The organism is Vibrio kanaloae (assembly GCF_024347535.1).
GTDB lineage: Bacteria > Pseudomonadota > Gammaproteobacteria > Enterobacterales > Vibrionaceae > Vibrio > Vibrio kanaloae.
Map to the genome: position 1 here is coordinate 478,615 of NZ_AP025498.1, position 18,164 is coordinate 496,778.

The following is an 18,164-nucleotide window of genomic DNA, read 5'->3' on the forward strand; positions in this document are numbered from 1 at the left end:
AACATCCCCCCCATTCTTTATTTACTTAGCCTTCCAATTTCTTAATTATTAAGGTCTTTTATGACATTTACCGTAGAAAAAATCGGCGGTACATCAATGACAGCATTTGATGCTGTGCTCGACAATATTATTCTCCGCCCCAAAAGCCCCTATAACCGAATCTTTGTTGTATCTGCGTATGGCGGTATGACAGATGCATTACTGGAATGTAAAAAAACTGGTAAACCAGGCGTTTATCAACTAATTGCTAAACGTGACGACTCATGGAAAGACTCTCTGTCTTATATTGAAAGCCGTATGTTGTTGACTAATGAACATATCTTCGCTGATCCAATGAATCGTATTAGAGCGGATAAGTTTATCCGGTCTCGCATTTCAGAAGCAAAAAACTGTATCGCGAATATTCTTGAAACATGTCAATACGGGCAGTTTTCACTACGACATTACTTGCCGCAAATTCGAGAGTTTCTTGCTTCTATTGGCGAATCACATAGTGCATATAATACGGCTCTTAAACTGAAAAATATCGGTATAAATTCAACTTTTGTCGATTTGTCTGGTTGGGATAACCAACAACCTCTAAGTTTGGATGAGACAATTAAAGAGGCTTTCTCTAAAATAGACGTGACTAAAGAATTACCTATTGTTACCGGTTATGCCTATTGCAAAGAAGGGTTAATGCATACCTATGACCGTGGCTACAGCGAGATGACATTCAGTCGCATAGCCACAATAACTCAAGCATCGCTTGCGGTTATCCATAAAGAGTATCATTTCAGCTCGGCAGACCCTAGAGTCGTCGGTGTTGGCTCAGTGAATCCCATTGGATTAACTAACTATGATGTTGCTGACCAATTAGCCAATCTTGGTATGGAAGCTATCCACTCAAATGCGGCTGCAGGTTTACGTGAATGCGGGATTGAGCTGCAAATTAAGAACACTTTTGAACCTGAGCATGAAGGTACACTGATCTCTTCGAATTATCGACCAGATACGGATCATGTGGAGATCATTGCTGGAAAACAGAAAGTCTACGCGTTGCACATCTTTGACCAAGGAATGGTTGGTAAGATAGATAATGTGAGTTATGAGTTAATGGAAATTATTGCGGATGCAAGAGTTAGCCTGATAGGAAAGGAGATGAATGCCAACTCTATTACTTATTATCTTGGTGGTAACCCTGAAAGCTTAAATCAGGTGCTTTATAAAGCTGAGAAGCGGTATCCAAAGGCATCAATTGCTGGCCGTATGGTAGCCATAATTTCAGCGATTGGGTCTCAGATTGATACCAACAAAACACTTGCTAATGGCGTACTGTCATTGATGAATAATAGCGTAACTCCTATTGCATTACACTCGTCGATGAGAAATGTAAATGTGCAATTTGTTGTGAATGATGACAAGTACCAACAAGCGATTTGTGCACTACATAAAGAGTTTTTTGATCAAAATAAAAAAGCTAAAAAATCGGTGAGTGCTGCCTAAAATATAGTAGTGGGGATGAGGCATCTCCACTACTATATTTTTGTAGAATAACTATATTTTTATAGAATACAGAAGAAAAGTGATTAGAGTCCTAAAATAACCTTTAGTTTATTTTGGGGCTCTTTATTGTTCTCCATAAAGGTATCAACAGAACTACTCCTGATACTTATCAAGCTTGTTATAAAGCGTTTTAATACTTATCCCTAAATCTTGAGCTGTTTCTTTTTTGTTGCCTTCGTTCTCTTCGAGTGTATTGATTATTGCGGCTTTCTCTATTTTTTCGAGAGAAACACCAGCTGGAACCATCTCTTCAACCGTTGTTCCGGTTTCCAAAGGTGGAGTGTCAAAAATTAAGTGCTCATCTTTAATAGTATCGTCAGCTAATATAAATGCTCGTTCAATACAATGTTTTAATTCCCTTACATTCCCTGGCCACGCATGGGCAGAGATCTTTTGAAGCGCTGAGGTAAAAATAGTTTTTGCTGTAGCTTCATTTGCGTTGCGATGAGCAATGAAATGTTTAGCCAAACCGACGATATCGTCGCCTCGTTCACGCAAAGGGGGAATATGTATAGGAAAGTGAGCTAACCTAAAGTATAAGTCTTCTCTCAAAAACTGCTCTTCAATCGCAACTTGTGGATCTCGGTTTGTAGCAGCAATAACCCGAGTATTAGCGATACTAAATGTGTTACTTCCTACTGGGCGATACTCTCCAGTCTCTAAAACTCGCAATAATTTAACTTGATGTTCAAGTGGCATCTCAGTGATTTCATCGAGAAATAGTGTGCCACCTTCTGCTTGTCTAAATACACCTTGGTGCGTTCGATTTGCGCCTGTGAAGGCTCCTTTTTCATGACCAAATAGTTCACTATCTACTAATTCTGGGCTGATTGCACCGCAGTTAATCGCGATAAAAGGTTGGTTCTTGCGATCGCTAGCGAGATGGACAGTTTGTGCTACAAGCTCTTTACCTGCACCACTTTCTCCGACTATTAGTACATTGGCGTCCGTTTTAGCGACTCTTCTTAACGTTCGATACAGCTTATGCATCGGCTTAGAAGAACCAATTAACATCCCAAATTGATCTAAGTCGCTTGTGGAAACTGTACGCCCTTCTTCCTGTTTTTGCAGGAAGTACTGACTAAAATCAGCTAGGGTATCTTCTAAAATCTGTATATCAATGGGCTTTCTATAGTGGAAAATCGCACCATGGCTCATCATTTTTTCTAAGTTTTTATTTGGCGAACCGGAGCTAATAATGATTAGGTCAGTTTCGTCCAAACTTTTAGCATTAGATAGAGTTTTAAAATCATCGTTAGTGAACCGAGATACTTCCACAATAGCAGTATTTGGCTGGAGTTGTTGTAACTTATCAATCCAATGGACATCCGTTGTGCTCTGTATGATTTCAAAGTTTGACGATTCATTTAGAGAGTTTACTTGAGACAGTAATTGTTCGTCTCTTAGCTCTAAGAACAGTGTCGGTAATGACATGATTTAACTCTCTTTTTATACGACAAGAAGTGATATCGATAATACCACGATACCCTTCAAAGACGAATCTATCATTTACTATACGCCGCCAAATAAGTGAAATACTAATAATGTTATTAACCAGAGTAAGGGGTGATATTAATTAATATTGGTCTGATTTTGGTGATAATTTTTACAACTCTCTCATGTAATTAATACATACGACTTTTATTTTAGTAGTAGGAAATCCAGAAGAAAAGGTGTTAAATCATTTGATATCAAGGGGTTATATGTCTGGCATGCTGATTGCTTATGTTATAGGTGTAAGTGAACTAAAGGAGATAATTAATGAAAATTACTATAAGTAAAATATTATTAGCTACTTTGATTGCTACTTCTTCTTCTGCAGCGGTTGCTGATAGCATGTGGAAGAAAGAAACTCTCGACGCGTGGGTTGATGGAAAAGCAGAGACGACCTTATTATTGAACTCTAATTTGAATTCATTTGATATTAATACTTATGTTAGAGGTCAAGTTGTTACTTTAACTGGTTCGGTTAGAAATAAAAATGAAAAGGTACTTGCTGAAGAACTAGTGTTAAGTTTAAAGGATGTTAAGGCTGTGAAAAATAACCTTACGGTTATAGAAGAAGATGATGAAAAAACGCAAGAAGCCGTACAAGCCTTAACAGACTCTCATATAAAGACGCTTGTTATAACTCGTTTGTTAATGAATACCAATGTTAGTGGTACCGATATTAAAGTAGAAACTGAAAACAGCGTTGTCATATTGAAAGGTTCTGTAGAATCTGGCGGGGAACACGATGTTGCATTATCTATAGCGAACAATACACCGAATGTAGAGGAAGTGATTGATAAATTAGATATTATTTAATTTTATCTATTTTTAATCACTTTATCTAAAAATAGAGCAACTATTACGATTCGTTGTTCCTTAACATTTTTAACTTTCATTACTGGTTTCAATGGTAATGATTCTAATTAATAAAAAATACACACTAGGAGTTTATATGAAGATCAGATCAATTGCTTACCGTGTTCTTACTGTTATGGGTATTACTCTTGCTCTTGCTGCATGTAGTGACGATGGTCCAATGGAACAAGCGGGAGAAAACGTAGATGAGGCAGTAGAAGAGACTCAAAATACAATAGAAGATAGCTGTGAAAATGTTAAAGAGCACCTAGGTGCGGAAGACGAAGATTGCTAAAACTGTCATCTAGAGTGCAATGAGATACTCCAATCCTCATAAAAAAACAATTAATTGAAGTAGGAATTAGACATGAAAAATATATTTGATGTACTCAAAGACAGCCATGAAAAGCAGCGACTCTTGATGGATGCGCTACTCCAAACATCGGGTGACACTCAGGCTAGGCAAGAGTTTTATATCAGCCTTAAAGATGAGCTAACCAAACATGCGATTGCAGAGGAGCGTCATTTTTATGCTCCCTTGATCGAGAGTGATCAATCGATTGACATGACAAGACACGGGATAGCTGAACATCACGGCATTGATAAAGTACTCGTTCAATTAGATGATACGGATATGTCTTCACCCACTTGGCTTGCTTTAATGAAGACATTAAAACACAAAGTCGAACATCATTTAGAAGAAGAGGAACAGCGTTTCTTTCAAACGGCAGGGCGAGTTTTAGATGCAGAACAAAAAGAAACATTGGCTCGAAAATACGAAAAAGAGATGGCTTGATTCGCGATGCACTAGGAATTAAGCGCTAAAATTTTTGTTAAGTGAGATGGGGACTCATATCTGAGTCCCTCTTTGATTACTTTATAGATAATTTATGCACAGATAAATTAAGGCGCCATTATGTTTATTATTAAGTATTATATACTTATATCCACCGCTTGCTTTTTTGCTGCTGTTTTTATACCCCAGCTAATGATTCGTGGAGTTTTTGCCTGGTGCGGCTTATCTATGCTAATCGTCAGTGTCGCTTATATTTTCGATATACCGTCAATATTTAGAAAAAATAGCGATGGGAAAATTGTGTGGTGGATTCGATGGGTGTTTGTTCCATTTTTCCTAGGTGTTCGATTATACAATTTATGGGCTATCAAAAGAGATCAAGTTGATCCAATACAGCAAGTTGGTCAGAACTTATATGTATCACGTCGCTTATTTCCATCCGACTTATCGTTCTTAGAGTCTCAAAATATCAATTGTATTGTTGACGTTACGGCTGAATTTTCTGGTTTAGAAAGTGCAATGACGGGTGACCAATTTAACTACCTAAACACACCGGTTCTTGACCATAAAGCCCCTAAGTTACATAAGCTTAAGCATGCTATAAATTGGATTGATACTCAAATCAACCAATCGAGATCGGTTGTTGTTCATTGTGCGCTAGGTCGTGGCCGTTCAGTCTTTGTAGTTGCTGCATACTTATTAGCTAAAAACCCCTCACTTACAGTGGAACAGGCTTTGAAAAGTATCAACGATGTTCGAAGTACGGCTCGATTAAATAACCTCCAGTTAAAGGCTCTTCATGCAATCAGTGATAAAGGTTTACTTACCCTTCAGCGTACGGCTTGTCTTATTGTCAACCCTGTCGCAGGTGGTGGTAAATGGCATACGTACGAACAACAGGTTATACGTCGACTTACTAGGAAATACAATTTAGACATTTCTATTACCAGTCAAGGGGTATCTGCAGAAACTTTAGCTAAGCAGGCCAAAGAACGAAATGCGTCTCATATTATCGTTTCCGGAGGCGATGGAACGGTTAGTGAAGTGGTTAGACAACTTATGGATACCGACACGTTATTAGGAATTGTACCGTTAGGGACAGCGAATGCGCTATGTCATATGCTCTATGGCTTTGCGACGAAAGTATCCCCTGTTGAAAAAGCGTGTGAAGTGATTCTATCTGATAACTCAAAGAAAATGGATTTGGCTTTCTGCAATGAGCAACCAATATTACTGCTTCTTGGTATTGGGTTTGAAGAGCAGATGATCGACTACGCACATCGACAGCAAAAAAATGAAAATGGACAGTTCGCGTACTTGATGGGCTTCTTTAATGCTGTTGTAGCTGAAGGTAATCAGCGTTTTCTAATGTCGGTCGATGGAAAGCCGCTACAAGACGTGAGATTACAAAGTTTGGTGGTGGCGAATACTTCCCCTTTTAGTACTGTACTTGCTCAAGGTGGGCAGACTCCCAAGCCGGATGACGGGAAGTTACATATCACCTATCTAGAAAACACTACTTCACTTGGTGAACGAGTTATCGCTTTATCTGATCTATTGCTTTCTAGTTTTGGAATGAAAGAGCAAGCAAGCTACTTTAATTATTTGTCAGCGCAGCACGTTAAAATTGATTCTGACCTCCCGATTGATTACGTCATTGATGGGGAAATGTATTCGGCTGAGTCACTGGAGATCAGTATTAAAAAGCAGGCCTTAACAGTTTGCGCACCATAAGAAGTGAATAATGGTGACTATTAAATAGTAGGAGTAACCATAGACCAAAAGCCTTATTAGAACGCTGGATTTGTCGTCTAAAGGTGGTAAGAGTTCTCCATTTTTGTGCGGATAATATCGCAGGAACCACATAAAAGAAGTTGTGATGTTATCCCATAAAAAAGCGTCAAGGCTTTACACTTTGACGCTTTTTTATGCAGGATAATATCAGTGATGTTTAATGTAATTCCGATAAGTTTAACTAGATTAATTTTCAACTATGCCAATTATAGGTGTTTTGCCATTTCATCATTTTCAACTTGCAATGCTGCAACCCAATAAGAAAAAAATGAGGACATATGTTGGTTGTTAAACTTCCGGATAATATTTTTTAAGTAGGAAATTAAGCTTAGGTTACTTCTGTACATATCATTATAGTCAACGATGGAAGTGGACTGCTGGCTTAAGATTGAATGATCGCTATCCGTTCCGTCAACGCAGAACTTAGTGTTTACTTCTTTGATCATTGAACGTTCTATTTTTATAAATCGATTAGCAGCCCTTGATATGTTCCCATTGGTTTTTTGTTCGACTAGATCAACACATGAAAAATAGTGCTCTTTCAATGTGCATAGGATCTTATCTATGCCTTTATACTGAATTACCTCAAGTGAGTCATTGTCCTTGTTAAGTAACATGTTATTACTCCTTCTATCTCAGTAGCATTCTTATACTTTTAGAACAGTTTATACTTACTACGATGTATTTTGTGCAGGTAGTATTTCCTGCTCTCTTTATTTATCACTAGTAAGAGCTAGTGTTCACGCATTCTGTGTATTTGATCTCGGCAGTTTTCCATTTCATTTTTCACCTTCTGTAACTTGTTTTTCCCTTCTAAGTTAGGGGTTGTTGTTAACAGTGATTCAATGTCGGAAATGATCTTCTTCTCTACACCTTCTAAGTGCATTAAATAGAGATCTTCATTGTTTGTTCCGTTTTTTTCTTCTGCTTCAATGCAACGCTCTCTCGCGTTTATCGTGTAGCTAGCTGGTATCTCATCTTGCTGGTTTTTTGCGTAGTAGGTTAAAGATCTCAACTTCAATTCTGCACATTTTTTTACTGTGTATATGTCGAAAAGGTTATTTTTCATCTTGTCACTTTTTATGTTTGATATTGCTCTTTCATAAATAATGTTCCCACTTTTTATCAAGCTAACGATCGACAATATGTTTTGGTTGCTCATGATTCCTCATTTTACTTAAATGTGTATCTTATTAAATGCACTTTATATGCCAGATAATGAGTTGTCATATTTGGTAATTTAGATTGGTTTTTATATGTTTTTTGTAAAAAATACATTAATAGGTGATTTTCAATGAAATTATTACACCTTTACGGTCATGATTTAACTATTTCGGCGTTTAATACTAATAATTACGGGATTAATAAAGTTGGCATGAAGTTAGCTTGTATTACTACAGCGATTAGCAATTTATATTGTTGCTGGTCTTTTTAGTCAAATAAGGAGAGATTTTATGCCAAGGTCAAATGCTAAAAGTTCAGAGTCTAAACAGCAAATTGAAGAGACTTATGAGAAGGCTGAAGAAGCTGCGGTAGAAGCAATCGGAAGTATCAAAGATACGGTTCATGAAACGCTCGAGGCTAGTTCTGAAAGTATGAAAAATACGACAGAAAAGGCTGAAAATGTAATTAAAGAGCGTCCGCTGTTAAGTGTGGGGTGCGCGTTTCTTGCTGGTTGGGCTGTGTCTAAGTTAATCAAATAGTCACATATTAACAATGCAATTGAGAGAGCACAGTTATGCAGGAAAATAGTCAAAATGATTCGTCTAACTTCGTCGATAGTAAATCGTGTGATAGAGAGGTGGATGATCTTAAACGTGCAGCTTCTGAATTAAATGGACTATGGAAGGACTTAACCCTACTGCAAGCACATACAGAGCAATGGTCTAAGTCGACCTTCGAACTGTTTTTATTAGAGTTACGTAATAGTGTTACGGCTTGTAAAAAGCTTTTTGTGTTCCAATTTATCTTTATTGTGTTGTTACCGATGTTTCTTTTTAGTGTCGCTGTCGGTGCTGGGGTTGTGAGCTACTACTTCACTTTAAACCTGTTGGTGGGTTACGGCGCGTTCATGTTGATGCTTAGCTTTATTCTTATAAGCTTGGTGTTTTGTCATAAGTACCTAAAGCAGTTTGTCGGCTTTGAATATACCAAAGAACAATTGAAGGAGGGGTTACATGTCAGTACTCAGAAAACGACAAAGAGAAATACAGATGAAAAGGCTTGAGGGGAAAAGTAGAGCTCGTCAAGCGGCACTCTGTATCGGGCTCATTCGCCATAAAGGAAAAGAGTTTATTGAAAATCGCCCCTTATATGCATTAGGCGTAACAACACTTGGGGTAGCGTTTCTTAGCCAAACGAGGCACTTTAAGTCATCTATTTTTAGCTACCAACCCGTGTCATTAATACTTGGTTTACTCAAATAAAAATAAGCATTAATTTAATCCCGGTTGGACTCAAGTTTTTAGTTAAATATCTGATTTAGCCTTTATTCGTTACCTCTGAAATCGCAAGTTTACTACCATATAGGAATATAATGACAACAAAAAAATATAAGCTTTTGACAGCTAGTTTTATGTTCTTTGCGATCTTAATGATGTCTATTTTTACATTATATATAGCCAAGCCAATTTTGCTGCCTATCATTTGTGGCGCCTTTATTTCATTATTATGTAGCCCATTGGTCAATTATCTAATTCGTTTCGGAATTCCTCGTGTCGTTAACGTAAGTGCAGTATTGATTGGCCTTGTCGGCTTTGTTGTGATTAGTCTAAATATGCTAAGTGAACCCGCTCAGCAATGGTGGTCGAAATTGCCGATGTTGCTTGAAAATGTATCCAATGAAGTGAGTGAAGCGGCTCAAAGTAGCAGTCTGACTGACGCTACTGGGTTTTCTATGAGTAGTACTGTGGCTAATGATGGGCTTACTAACAATACGGCTTTTTCCATTATAAAATCGGTGCTCACCACAACGCCTACTATTGTCACGCAGTTAATGGTGGCATTTCTTATGGCATATTTCATGATGAATTATGGCCGAAGAATTTATGCCAAAAGCTTATCTTTGTTTGAACGATTTTCAGACAAGCGTAAGGCTGTTGAGTTGGTTAAAGTCCTGCAAAAGGATTTGTCTCGTTATATAGGCTCGATCACCATAGTTAATGTTTGCCTGGGACTTATTGTCGGTTGTGTTTTTTATATGATGGGATTGCAAGACCCTTTTCTTTGGGGGGCATTTGCAGGCTTGATGAATTACGTCCCTTATCTTGGTCCAATGGTTTCAGTAACATGTTTCGCGTTAGTCTCATTTATACAATTTGAGTCATTCAGTTACGCGTTGACCGTTGCGGCGATTTTCTTAACCATCAACTTGATTGAGAGTCAGCTAGTGACGCCTACTTTGTTGGGAAAAAGATTTAGTCTCAATCCATTGGTTTTGTTTGTATGGCTGGTATTTTGGGGTTGGCTGTGGGGATCAATGGGGATGCTGATAGGGGTACCGTTACTTGTTTGTGTAAATGTACTTTTTGATCAGTTAAGCCACCCAAAATCGAGTTTATATGATACTAAAATAGAAAAAAGAGAGACTGGGTGATCCCCACTATTAGCCTTTTTGACTTAGTTTTTAAAAGCACCATGTCTTTAAAAACACCATTTACATCTACTGGACTTATTGGTTTGATCAAGGACATGCTTTTTATGATGCCATTGTTCTTGAGCTTGTAACCGTGTTAGTTATTTTACTTATCGGTATTTAAGTGTCGAATCAGCTTCGCAGGTGTGCCTCCATACAGGCAATCTGGCGGTACATCACTGTTGACTACGGAGTTAGCCGCGATGACTGAGCGAGCGCCAATCGTCACGCCTTGGTTGATCACCGAGTTCCCACCAATCCACACATCATCTTCGATTGTTATCGGTAAACAGAAGGTTTCCCATTTACGACGGCTACGATAATCAAGGGAGTGTGACGGAGTATAGAATTGAGCGCTTGGTCCAATTAAAACATTATTGCCGACTTTGATATTGGCACCGTCGAGCATTACCACGTTCATGTTGATGAAGGTGTCGTTACCGATCTCAATGGTTTTACCAAACTCACAGTGAAATGGAGGTTGGATTAAGCTGTTACTGCCGACCTTCCCGAACAGTTGCTCTTGCAATGCGTGTTGTTGGTCTGGGTCTTGGTGGTTGTTGAAGGCCATTAACGATTTTTTTGCATTGGTACGTATGATGTCAATTTTTTGGTCGGCGCCATCATACACTTGTCCAGATAGCATCTTTTCTAATTCAGTGTGAGTGTTAGTTTTACTCATACTTGCCCACTTTCCGAGAGTCTCGGTTTCAATGATTAATACTGCAAGATTAGCGATTTTTAGACATAAAAAAAGAGAAAAGCCTCAGCCTTTCTCTTCCGGTTTTCATCACTAAATGAGAGCAGGAATACAAGTTAATTAGATCTGCTCAACGAAACCCATTAGGTGCTGTTTCACTTCGTCTGAAGCAAAAGCGCTCTCTACAGAGTACTTGTAGATCTCTGCGTAGTCTTCTTGGGTTAGACCGAACGTTTCACATACACGCTTCACTTCGTTAGTCATGGTTGTGTTCGACACAGTGCGGTTGTCTGTGTTGATCGTCACAACGATACCGTCTTTCTTGAATTCAGCAATTGGGTGGTCGCTGAATTTGTGAATACATTTAGTTTGCACGTTACTTGTTGGGCAAGTTTCAAGCGCAACCTGCTTCTCTTTAACGATGTTGTATGCGTCTTCGTTACCTTGGATGTGAACACCGTGGCCGATACGCTCTGCGTCTAGCATAGTCACTGCATCGTAAACGTTTTGACCATGCCATTGCTCACCAGCGTGAACCGTCACACGGTAGCCTTGTTCAATAGCGTATTGCGTGTATTCAGGGAATTCAGCGCAGAAGCCCGGCTTTTCACCGCCCGCAATATCAAACGCAACCACGCCTTTACCAAGATATGGTTTACCTGCGTCGATTACATCTTTGATTGAGTCTTTAGGGAACATACGCAGTACAGACATGATGTAGTTGCCCTTGATGTCGTACTTCTCTTCTGCACGCTTCATACCTTTAACCGCACTTGCGATGATCGCATCAAGAGACAAGCCCTTGTTTACGTGGAGAATCGGTGCAAAACGAACTTCTAGGTATTTAACGTTCTCTAGTGCTGCGTCTTCGTAAAGCTCAAAAGAAATACGCTCAATCGCTTCTTCCGTTTGCATTACTTGCAGTGGCAGGCTAAAGCAAGCCAGGTACTCATCAAGGTTTTTGCAATCTTCAGGCACTGTTAGAGACTTTACTACCGCTTCACGGTCTTCTGGAAGTTCGATTCCATACTGTTTCGCCAGATCAATAATGGTGTCTGGACGAACGCTTCCGTCTAGGTGGCAGTGCAGATCAATCTTAGGGAGTGCTAGAAAGTTCATGAGTATTCCTTAGGTCTATTATTTTTTGAGTTATTAACTCATAGGTTACATGGGCTTAAATTAACAAGTTTGTGATATGATTTAAAGTGACATAAAGTCATCATTAATTTGAATCTAAGGAATATCATGGTAGATGTTAAGAGCTTACTTAAGTGTGATATGAATTTACTGCTGTGCTTGCACGTGTTGCTTGAAGAGCGCAGCGTGAGTAAAACGGCAGAGCGACTGTTCCTTAGTCAGTCAGCGGTGAGTAAGCAACTCACCAAGCTACGCTCTCTGTTTGATGACCCGCTGTTTGAACGTGAGTCAAAAGGCCTGTTTCCAACTCCGAAAGCTACTTCTTTAGCGCCTAGGATTCATCAGATCCTTCTGCAAGTTGAACAGCTAACCATACCGGACATATTTGAGCCGAAAGACAGCGAACGCACTTTTAATATCGACCTTGTTGAAACCGCTTATACCGCGATTTACCCTAAATTTATGCCTAACGCGTTGGCAGATGCGCCGAACATTACGGTAAACAGCACTACTTGGAGCAGCGAAACTTTTAAGCGCTTACTAAAGCGTGAGGTAGATTTCGGGATTGGAATTTTTGAGCTCGATGAAAGGGCGAGTACCCACATTCAAAACATCCCTGCTGAGCTAAACCATGTTGAATTGCTGCAAGATTACTCTGTGTGCTTGATGCGCAATGATCACCCAGTGCTTCAAGAAGAGTGGAACCTGCAAGCCTTCCTTAAATACCGTCATATTCAGTTAGTGACCGGCGGAGTTGGCGACTGGTTGCTACTGGAAATCTTGCAAGCCAAACAGCTTCAAATTAACAAAGCCGCCAACGTGTCGGACATCACCAGCGCAGTAAAGCTGTGTAAGCAAAGCGATTTGCTGATGTGTTATCCGTACAACTCGGTTCGTGACTATATTGAGAGTGGCGAACTGGTGATGAAGCCGATTCCCATTGAGTTGGTTCCCGGTGGTTTGTTTCTGCTTTGGCATCATTACTTTGACTCTGAACCAAGCCACAGATGGTTGAGGGAGTTAATTGTCGAGAAAACACGTTAATGGCTGAGAGTCTCATCGATACTCAAGTGTAATTGATACTATTATTGAGATTTCTATTTGGATGTTAGGCAAATTGCGTTAATTCTGCTGCCTCACGAAAGCCAACGGAGTTTGACCGGTTTGCTGTTTGAAAAAAGCGATAAACGCACTGTTGGACGAGAACTCTAGCAGGTGTGCCACCTCGCCGACTTGTCGGTTTTCTGAGAGCAGTTCAATTGCTTTAAACAAGCGCCATTGCTGTCGCCACTCTTGATAAGTCATGCCTGTTTCGGCTTTGAATAATCGAGTAATCGTTTTGGTGCTTGCGCCAACCGAGTTCGCTAATGTCGACAGGGCTGGGGCAAGGAACGAAGCGGTTCGGACTCGTTTGCAAAAGCTTTTAAAGCGGCGATCTGTCGGTAGCGGCAAGATAAACGAGTGTTGGTTAGCGCTGTAAAACTCTTCCCAGAATAGGTTGGCAGTATTGGTGGTTTGCTCGCGGGCAATGTCCCAATCCCAGAAAGCCATCTTATTGATTAGGGCTTTTAAAAGCTCATTCACTTCCACAATTTCAATCGCTTCTGGGCAGGTGTAAATACTGCTATCAAAATAGAGCGACCGATAAGCAACCACATTGGTCATCTGCGCGCGATGTTTGGTATAAGGCGGGATCCACACGGCTTTGGTCGGTGGCAAAATACAAATGGCGTTTTCTAAGGTCAAGGTGATGCAACCCTGCGGAGCATACAGCAGCTGTCCTTTTACGTGGTGATGTATTCCTGAATCATGCTGACCTAGCTCTGCCGCAATCCCTATGACGGGCGCAGGTAAGCTGTCTGCATCAAATTCAATCGTTTCGCTGATTAATGCCATTTGTCCTAATCTTGTTGTTTTTGGTATTAATGTTGTTAACGAGCCAAGGTTAGTTTCCCCTAGACTCTTCGTCAAGTTCACTGGTCTTGGAAAAATGATGAAAACAAAACCTTCTTTATGGCAAATGGTGCTATTGCTGATGTTCCCTCAGATCGCAGAAACCATCTATAGCCCGACTCTGGATTCAATATCGAAATCCTTTGATGTGAGTTACGCACAAGCGGCGCAAACCCTCTCGATCTATTTCTCAGCGTTTGCGCTCGGTGTTGTGGTATGGGGCATTTTGGCAGACAAATGGGGGCGCCGACCAACCATGTTATTGGGCATGGGGTTATTCGCGTGCTCTGCTCTGATCGCAATGCAAACCAATAGCTTTGTTTGGTTGATGATAGCCAGAGCCATGGGCGCTTTCGGGCTTGCGGTTGGCTCGGTGGTGACACAAACCATGTTGCGAGATGCCTTTAGCGGCGCTGAACTGGCCAAGGTGTTTGGTTACATGGGCATGGGGCTGTCGATTAGCCCAATCATCGGGCTGCTTCTTGGCGGTCAATTAAGCCAAGCGGGCGGGCATCAATATGTGTTTATTGCCCTGTTTATTATGGTGTTAGTGCTGTTGGCACATAGCCTATGGTCATTGCCTGAAACGCAACAATCTAAGCAGCCATTGCAGTTAAAGTCACTCAGTATTCACATGATCAAAGATAGCGATATATGGATGTCTGCGTTGCTGGTCGCGTCGTTCAATATTGCGCTGTTTTCCTATTATCAATTGGGTTCATTTGCCTTCATTCAACTTGGATTTAGCGTCGAGCAGTTTGGCTACAGCGGCATTGTGCTTGGATTCGGGACCCTGTTAGGAAGCTTGGTAAACAAGACATTATTGAAGCGACAGATGTCTTCAATGTCTTTGATTGGTATCGCAGCAGGGCTTCAAACATTAGGTGCGGTGGGTGTCTATTTTTCACAACACTCAATATGGTTTTTACTTCCGATGATGCTGGTGGTCATGGCATTTGGTATTGCGATTCCCAATGTGTTGAGTCGCGCATTAGTCAGCTACCAATCTCAAGCGGGAAGTGCAGGCGCACTGTTTGGTTTGATGTATTACACCTTGATCGGTTCAGGGCTCGCTTTAGCGGGAATGATTCAAGATTTAGGGGGGGTGTTGGTACTTTGCGGCGCTTTATCTGTGTTGGTGACGATACGCAGCCGACTCTCTCTTAAACGCTAAGTCTTTCATCTATATTGATAAATTCCGTGTCCTGTTTGGCGCGGAATTTATCATTTCTTGGTTTGTAAATTTGGATATTGACAGGGGTAGAGTGATCGTTTTACCCTGTAAGTAGAACAATCATTCTACCCTTTGTCGGGTATTGAGAGAGCACTATGTTGAGAGAACAGATTGCAGCAAGCCTTGAAGTAGCGTTCAGCCAACAAGGTTTCGCTGAGCCGAGCGTTGCACAGCTGAAAACAGCGTGCGATGTAAGCCTAAGAACCTTGTATAAACACTTCCCTTCAAAAGAAGCGATGATCGTTGGTGCCTTGGAGTATCGACACCAACGTTACCTAGATTTCTTGTTGGAAACGTCGCCTGAAAAGGGGCTCGAATCGGTTACTCATATCTTCAACAAGCTCCAACAATGGTTAGAAGAGTATGCGCCGCACGGGTGTATGTCGATGCATGCGATGGCCGCGTTTCCCGATAATGAGCTTATCAGCCAAGCGGTTACACAGCATAAAGAACAAGTTCGTTTGCTAATAGGCAAGCAGAGCCAGCGAGAGGATCTCGCGACACCACTGTTTTTACTTCATGAAGGCGTATCAAGCGCGTGGCCAGTATTAGGCGAAGAAGCAGTGGCATCGGCACAGAATATGGTGACAAAATTACTCAAGGAAACAGTATGAATTTCGAGATACCAAAAACAATGAAAGGCGCAGAGATGCTAGGTCACGGCGGAGCAGAAATGCTGGGCTACCGCGAAGATATCGCTGTTCCTCAAATCGAACCTAATGAAGTGCTGATCAAGGTGATGGCCGCAGGCGTGAACAATACCGACATCAACACACGAATCGGTTGGTATGCAAAAAGTGATGACTCAGACGATGCTAGTTGGTCTGGCGAAGCGTTGAAATTCCCTCGCGTCCAAGGTGCCGATGTGTGCGGTTTCATCGTAGCCGTTGGTAACGAAGTCTCGGCTGATCGTATTGGCGAGCGTGTTCTGATTGAGCCTTGTTTGACCGAGGTTTATGGACAAGATCTACCACAGCCATGGTATTTCGGTTCGGAGTGCGATGGTGGTTTTGCTGAATACACCAAAGTGGCAGCTAAGCATGCTTACGCGGTGAACAGCACCATGTCGGATGTTGAGCTAGCGTCTTTCCCATGCTCTTACTCGACCGCAGAGAATATGCTGACGCGTGCCAATGTGGCTGAAGCTGATCGCGTGCTTATCTCAGGTGCATCGGGCGGTGTGGGCTCTGCGGCTATTCAGCTAGCAAAAGCTCGCGGCGCGTATGTTATTGCCATCACTAGCCCAAGCAAGAACCAACAGTTACTTGAACTTGGCGCTGATGAAGTGATTGCCCGTGATGCAGATTTGGTTAACGCGCTAGGCGAAAGCAGCGTGAATGTGGTGATCGATTTAGTTGCTGGTGACAAGTGGCCAGAGTTTCTTGAAGTCCTAAAACCGCATGGCCGTTATGCTGTGTCTGGTGCGATTGGTGGTGCAATGGTTGAGCTTGATGTGCGAACTTTGTATCTCAAAGACCTCAGCTTTTTTGGTTGCACGGTTTTAGAACCGCAAGTATTCCAAAACTTGGTTAATCGTATTGAGAAACAGCAGATTGGCGCTATCGTCGCAGAGGCTTATCCGCTAGCCGATATCCATAAAGCGCAAGATGAGTTCCTAAAGAAAAAGCACGTCGGTAAGATCGTGTTGGAAGTCGCTCAGAGCTAACTTTAGACAGCCACACATCTAATCTATGTAAGAGCGAGCAAGTGTTATTTGCTCGCTTTTTTTGTTTCTGGCGAATACGGGCGGGCATAGTCTCGCAGCGTGTTGAGTAACAGGTCCTATACAGCTGAAAAATTAATGATTCATTTGTCACTGTGTGGTTTATGAATTAACTGTGCGATAATCACCGCCCTTATATATCCCGAATTGTTTGATAATCATCTAGGAGCCGTATTGATGTTTAAAAGGGTATTGCAGGCATTATTCTCACCGTTTGTTGATTCAAAAAACAAACCCTCTGCAGAGCCTGCCCAACAAGAGCAACAACAAGCCGTTGCTACTGATTCTGTTCAGTCTTCAATCTTTGTTCCGCCTTCGTCAGCTCAACCATCATCATTGATCGTCGATAAGACGCTTAGCCTTCACGATGGTGAATTCCTTGATTATTTGTTTGGAGAGTCTCGCCTTCGCACGGAGTCAGACCCGTTTAGCGATTTTGTCGCTTGTCAGATCGAACGTTTGATTCGCTCTCCAAAAGCTTTGCTTAATGAACTGCCAGTGATGCCAGTCTCTGTGACCACGTTAATGGCAGAATTACAGAGCGATGAGTTTGATGTCGATGCACTGTTAAGAGTGATTGAGCGCGAGCCGAGTATGGCAGCTGATGTGATTAAATTGGCTAACAGCGCATTCTACAAACGCAATGAAAAACAGGTTACCGATCTAAAAACCGCATTTCTAAATATGGGTTCTCAAGGGCTTATAGAAGGGGTAGTGAATAGTTACATGAAGAACTTCACGCCGGGCAACAATATTTACTGGCGTCATTTCGGTGAGAAAATTTGGAATCACAGTGTTCAAACCGCGTCGTTTTCTAAGGAGTTGATGAAAGACTCTTCATCCCAAGAAGATCAAGCGGCGGCGTACTTTGTTGGGTTAATTCGCAACTTAGGCAAGATGATCATTTTCCAGATGATGGTAGAAGCCTTCAAGCATGTTGATCCTTCTGTTCCGCCTAACTCGTTAGCATTGAAGCGCCTGATGAACAGCTACTCTATTCGCCTGACTTACACTATTGCTAAGTTCTGGGAGCTGCCAGAGCCTGTGTTGACCGTGATTGGCTACCAAGAGTCTAGCCGATACGAATGTACACCACTTGGTCAAGCTGTGTTTGAAGCTAACTACTTGAGTGAGTTGTACTATTTATTGGAAGAACAAACGATTGACGTCGAGCAATTTAAGTGCAGATGTAAAGAGACACTAACGTCGCCTACGGCATACAAAGTAGCTAACCGTATCTATAAAGAGTCTCAATTAGCGCTGGTAGGACAATAACGGCTGGCGTTGGCTAGGTTGATTCTG

Annotated in this window: 19 protein-coding genes; 13 read left to right on the forward strand and 6 right to left on the reverse strand. The window is 41.3% G+C overall.

From position 1 onward, the window contains the following. Positions 1-60 precede the first annotated feature (60 nt). A complete protein-coding gene (locus OCV24_RS16415) occupies positions 61-1,485 on the forward strand; it encodes an aspartate kinase (RefSeq protein ID WP_077681222.1) in 1,425 nt (474 codons plus the stop codon). Between the two features lie 153 nt (positions 1,486-1,638). On the opposite strand, the gene OCV24_RS16420 is transcribed toward OCV24_RS16415, so the two are convergent. Further along, a complete protein-coding gene (locus tag OCV24_RS16420; protein WP_017057772.1) occupies positions 1,639-2,979 on the reverse strand; it encodes a sigma-54 interaction domain-containing protein in 1,341 nt (446 codons plus the stop codon). Positions 2,980-3,306: 327 nt separating this feature from the next. Here OCV24_RS16420 and OCV24_RS16425 point away from each other — a divergent pair, with 327 nt between their 5' ends. From OCV24_RS16425 to OCV24_RS16440, 4 genes are all read left to right on the forward strand, one after another. Then, positions 3,307-3,852, forward strand: coding sequence for a BON domain-containing protein (locus tag OCV24_RS16425; protein WP_077681223.1), 546 nt, complete (start codon positions 3,307-3,309; stop codon positions 3,850-3,852). A 136-nt stretch (positions 3,853-3,988) separates the two neighbouring features. Next, a complete protein-coding gene (locus OCV24_RS16430) occupies positions 3,989-4,186 on the forward strand; it encodes a hypothetical protein (protein WP_017057774.1) in 198 nt (65 codons plus the stop codon). A 72-nt stretch (positions 4,187-4,258) separates the two neighbouring features. Then, on the forward strand, positions 4,259-4,687 hold the full coding sequence (locus tag OCV24_RS16435; RefSeq protein ID WP_137007773.1) for a hemerythrin domain-containing protein: 429 nt from the start codon (positions 4,259-4,261) through the stop codon (positions 4,685-4,687). 120 nt (positions 4,688-4,807) lie between these two features. Continuing rightward, positions 4,808-6,421, forward strand: coding sequence for a diacylglycerol kinase family protein (locus OCV24_RS16440; RefSeq protein WP_137007774.1), 1,614 nt, complete (start codon positions 4,808-4,810; stop codon positions 6,419-6,421). A gap of 266 nt (positions 6,422-6,687) precedes the next feature. Here OCV24_RS16440 and OCV24_RS16445 read toward each other — a convergent pair whose 3' ends face one another. Both OCV24_RS16445 and OCV24_RS16450 read right to left on the reverse strand, forming a co-directional pair. Further along, positions 6,688-7,098, reverse strand: a complete 411-nt coding sequence (locus OCV24_RS16445; RefSeq protein WP_017057777.1) for a hypothetical protein — start codon at positions 7,096-7,098, stop codon at positions 6,688-6,690. A 116-nt stretch (positions 7,099-7,214) separates the two neighbouring features. Continuing rightward, complete coding sequence (locus tag OCV24_RS16450) at positions 7,215-7,643, reverse strand: DUF2383 domain-containing protein (RefSeq protein ID WP_017057778.1); 429 nt, start codon at positions 7,641-7,643, stop codon at positions 7,215-7,217. A gap of 292 nt (positions 7,644-7,935) precedes the next feature. Between OCV24_RS16450 and OCV24_RS16455 the strand changes: the two genes are divergently transcribed. From OCV24_RS16455 to OCV24_RS16465, 3 genes are all read left to right on the forward strand, one after another. Continuing rightward, on the forward strand, positions 7,936-8,184 hold the full coding sequence (locus OCV24_RS16455; RefSeq protein ID WP_017057779.1) for a hypothetical protein: 249 nt from the start codon (positions 7,936-7,938) through the stop codon (positions 8,182-8,184). A 35-nt stretch (positions 8,185-8,219) separates the two neighbouring features. Continuing rightward, a complete protein-coding gene (locus tag OCV24_RS16460) occupies positions 8,220-8,708 on the forward strand; it encodes a hypothetical protein (RefSeq protein ID WP_046222912.1) in 489 nt (162 codons plus the stop codon). A gap of 309 nt (positions 8,709-9,017) precedes the next feature. Further along, the gene (locus tag OCV24_RS16465) at positions 9,018-10,076 is read left to right on the forward strand and encodes an AI-2E family transporter (protein ID WP_137007778.1); all 1,059 of its coding nucleotides are present in this window, start codon (positions 9,018-9,020) and stop codon (positions 10,074-10,076) included. Between the two features lie 145 nt (positions 10,077-10,221). Here OCV24_RS16465 and OCV24_RS16470 read toward each other — a convergent pair whose 3' ends face one another. Together OCV24_RS16470 and add are read right to left on the reverse strand one after the other, a co-directional pair. Next, on the reverse strand, positions 10,222-10,797 hold the full coding sequence (locus OCV24_RS16470; RefSeq protein WP_146448996.1) for a sugar O-acetyltransferase: 576 nt from the start codon (positions 10,795-10,797) through the stop codon (positions 10,222-10,224). 138 nt (positions 10,798-10,935) lie between these two features. Continuing rightward, entirely contained in the window at positions 10,936-11,934 is a 999-nt protein-coding gene (gene add, locus OCV24_RS16475; RefSeq protein WP_017057784.1) for an adenosine deaminase, read from the reverse strand. 126 nt (positions 11,935-12,060) lie between these two features. Between add and OCV24_RS16480 the strand changes: the two genes are divergently transcribed. Then, positions 12,061-12,996 carry a LysR family transcriptional regulator gene (locus tag OCV24_RS16480; protein ID WP_046222911.1) on the forward strand — a complete coding sequence of 312 codons (936 nt, stop codon included), beginning with the start codon at positions 12,061-12,063 and terminating at the stop codon, positions 12,994-12,996. A 78-nt stretch (positions 12,997-13,074) separates the two neighbouring features. Here the strand turns inward: OCV24_RS16480 and OCV24_RS16485 are convergent, their stop codons facing one another. Further along, positions 13,075-13,848: an AraC family transcriptional regulator gene (locus tag OCV24_RS16485; RefSeq protein WP_046222910.1), complete on the reverse strand. Its 774-nt coding sequence runs from the start codon at positions 13,846-13,848 to the stop codon at positions 13,075-13,077. Between the two features lie 97 nt (positions 13,849-13,945). Between OCV24_RS16485 and OCV24_RS16490 the strand changes: the two genes are divergently transcribed. From OCV24_RS16490 to OCV24_RS16505, 4 genes are all read left to right on the forward strand, one after another. Continuing rightward, positions 13,946-15,079 carry a multidrug effflux MFS transporter gene (locus OCV24_RS16490; RefSeq protein WP_017057800.1) on the forward strand — a complete coding sequence of 378 codons (1,134 nt, stop codon included), beginning with the start codon at positions 13,946-13,948 and terminating at the stop codon, positions 15,077-15,079. Between the two features lie 155 nt (positions 15,080-15,234). Further along, on the forward strand, positions 15,235-15,753 hold the full coding sequence (locus OCV24_RS16495) for a TetR/AcrR family transcriptional regulator (protein ID WP_150877531.1): 519 nt from the start codon (positions 15,235-15,237) through the stop codon (positions 15,751-15,753). Then, a complete protein-coding gene (locus OCV24_RS16500) occupies positions 15,750-16,805 on the forward strand; it encodes an alcohol dehydrogenase family protein (protein ID WP_150877529.1) in 1,056 nt (351 codons plus the stop codon). The genes OCV24_RS16495 and OCV24_RS16500 overlap by 4 nt, the downstream gene beginning before the upstream one ends. 234 nt (positions 16,806-17,039) lie before the next feature. Continuing rightward, entirely contained in the window at positions 17,040-18,137 is a 1,098-nt protein-coding gene (locus OCV24_RS16505) for an HDOD domain-containing protein (protein WP_150877527.1), read from the forward strand. The last annotated feature ends 27 nt before the right edge of the window (positions 18,138-18,164 follow it).

What these genes read in the sequence shown, in the direction of transcription:
- add (WP_017057784.1), bottom strand. Translation starts at nt 11,934, where the DNA reads ATGAACTTTCTAGCACTCCCTAAGATTGATCTGCACTGCCACCTAGAC.
- OCV24_RS16450 (WP_017057778.1), bottom strand. Translation starts at nt 7,643, where the DNA reads ATGAGCAACCAAAACATATTGTCGATCGTTAGCTTGATAAAAAGTGGG.
- OCV24_RS16420 (WP_017057772.1), bottom strand. Translation starts at nt 2,979, where the DNA reads ATGTCATTACCGACACTGTTCTTAGAGCTAAGAGACGAACAATTACTG.
- OCV24_RS16470 (WP_146448996.1), bottom strand. Translation starts at nt 10,797, where the DNA reads ATGAGTAAAACTAACACTCACACTGAATTAGAAAAGATGCTATCTGGA.
- OCV24_RS16500 (WP_150877529.1), top strand. Translation starts at nt 15,750, where the DNA reads ATGAATTTCGAGATACCAAAAACAATGAAAGGCGCAGAGATGCTAGGT.
- OCV24_RS16415 (WP_077681222.1), top strand. Translation starts at nt 61, where the DNA reads ATGACATTTACCGTAGAAAAAATCGGCGGTACATCAATGACAGCATTT.
- OCV24_RS16430 (WP_017057774.1), top strand. Translation starts at nt 3,989, where the DNA reads ATGAAGATCAGATCAATTGCTTACCGTGTTCTTACTGTTATGGGTATT.
- OCV24_RS16435 (WP_137007773.1), top strand. Translation starts at nt 4,259, where the DNA reads ATGAAAAATATATTTGATGTACTCAAAGACAGCCATGAAAAGCAGCGA.
- OCV24_RS16465 (WP_137007778.1), top strand. Translation starts at nt 9,018, where the DNA reads ATGACAACAAAAAAATATAAGCTTTTGACAGCTAGTTTTATGTTCTTT.
- OCV24_RS16425 (WP_077681223.1), top strand. Translation starts at nt 3,307, where the DNA reads ATGAAAATTACTATAAGTAAAATATTATTAGCTACTTTGATTGCTACT.
- OCV24_RS16485 (WP_046222910.1), bottom strand. Translation starts at nt 13,848, where the DNA reads ATGGCATTAATCAGCGAAACGATTGAATTTGATGCAGACAGCTTACCT.
- OCV24_RS16460 (WP_046222912.1), top strand. Translation starts at nt 8,220, where the DNA reads ATGCAGGAAAATAGTCAAAATGATTCGTCTAACTTCGTCGATAGTAAA.
- OCV24_RS16480 (WP_046222911.1), top strand. Translation starts at nt 12,061, where the DNA reads ATGGTAGATGTTAAGAGCTTACTTAAGTGTGATATGAATTTACTGCTG.
- OCV24_RS16505 (WP_150877527.1), top strand. Translation starts at nt 17,040, where the DNA reads ATGTTTAAAAGGGTATTGCAGGCATTATTCTCACCGTTTGTTGATTCA.
- OCV24_RS16455 (WP_017057779.1), top strand. Translation starts at nt 7,936, where the DNA reads ATGCCAAGGTCAAATGCTAAAAGTTCAGAGTCTAAACAGCAAATTGAA.
- OCV24_RS16445 (WP_017057777.1), bottom strand. Translation starts at nt 7,098, where the DNA reads ATGTTACTTAACAAGGACAATGACTCACTTGAGGTAATTCAGTATAAA.
- OCV24_RS16495 (WP_150877531.1), top strand. Translation starts at nt 15,235, where the DNA reads ATGTTGAGAGAACAGATTGCAGCAAGCCTTGAAGTAGCGTTCAGCCAA.
- OCV24_RS16490 (WP_017057800.1), top strand. Translation starts at nt 13,946, where the DNA reads ATGAAAACAAAACCTTCTTTATGGCAAATGGTGCTATTGCTGATGTTC.
- OCV24_RS16440 (WP_137007774.1), top strand. Translation starts at nt 4,808, where the DNA reads ATGTTTATTATTAAGTATTATATACTTATATCCACCGCTTGCTTTTTT.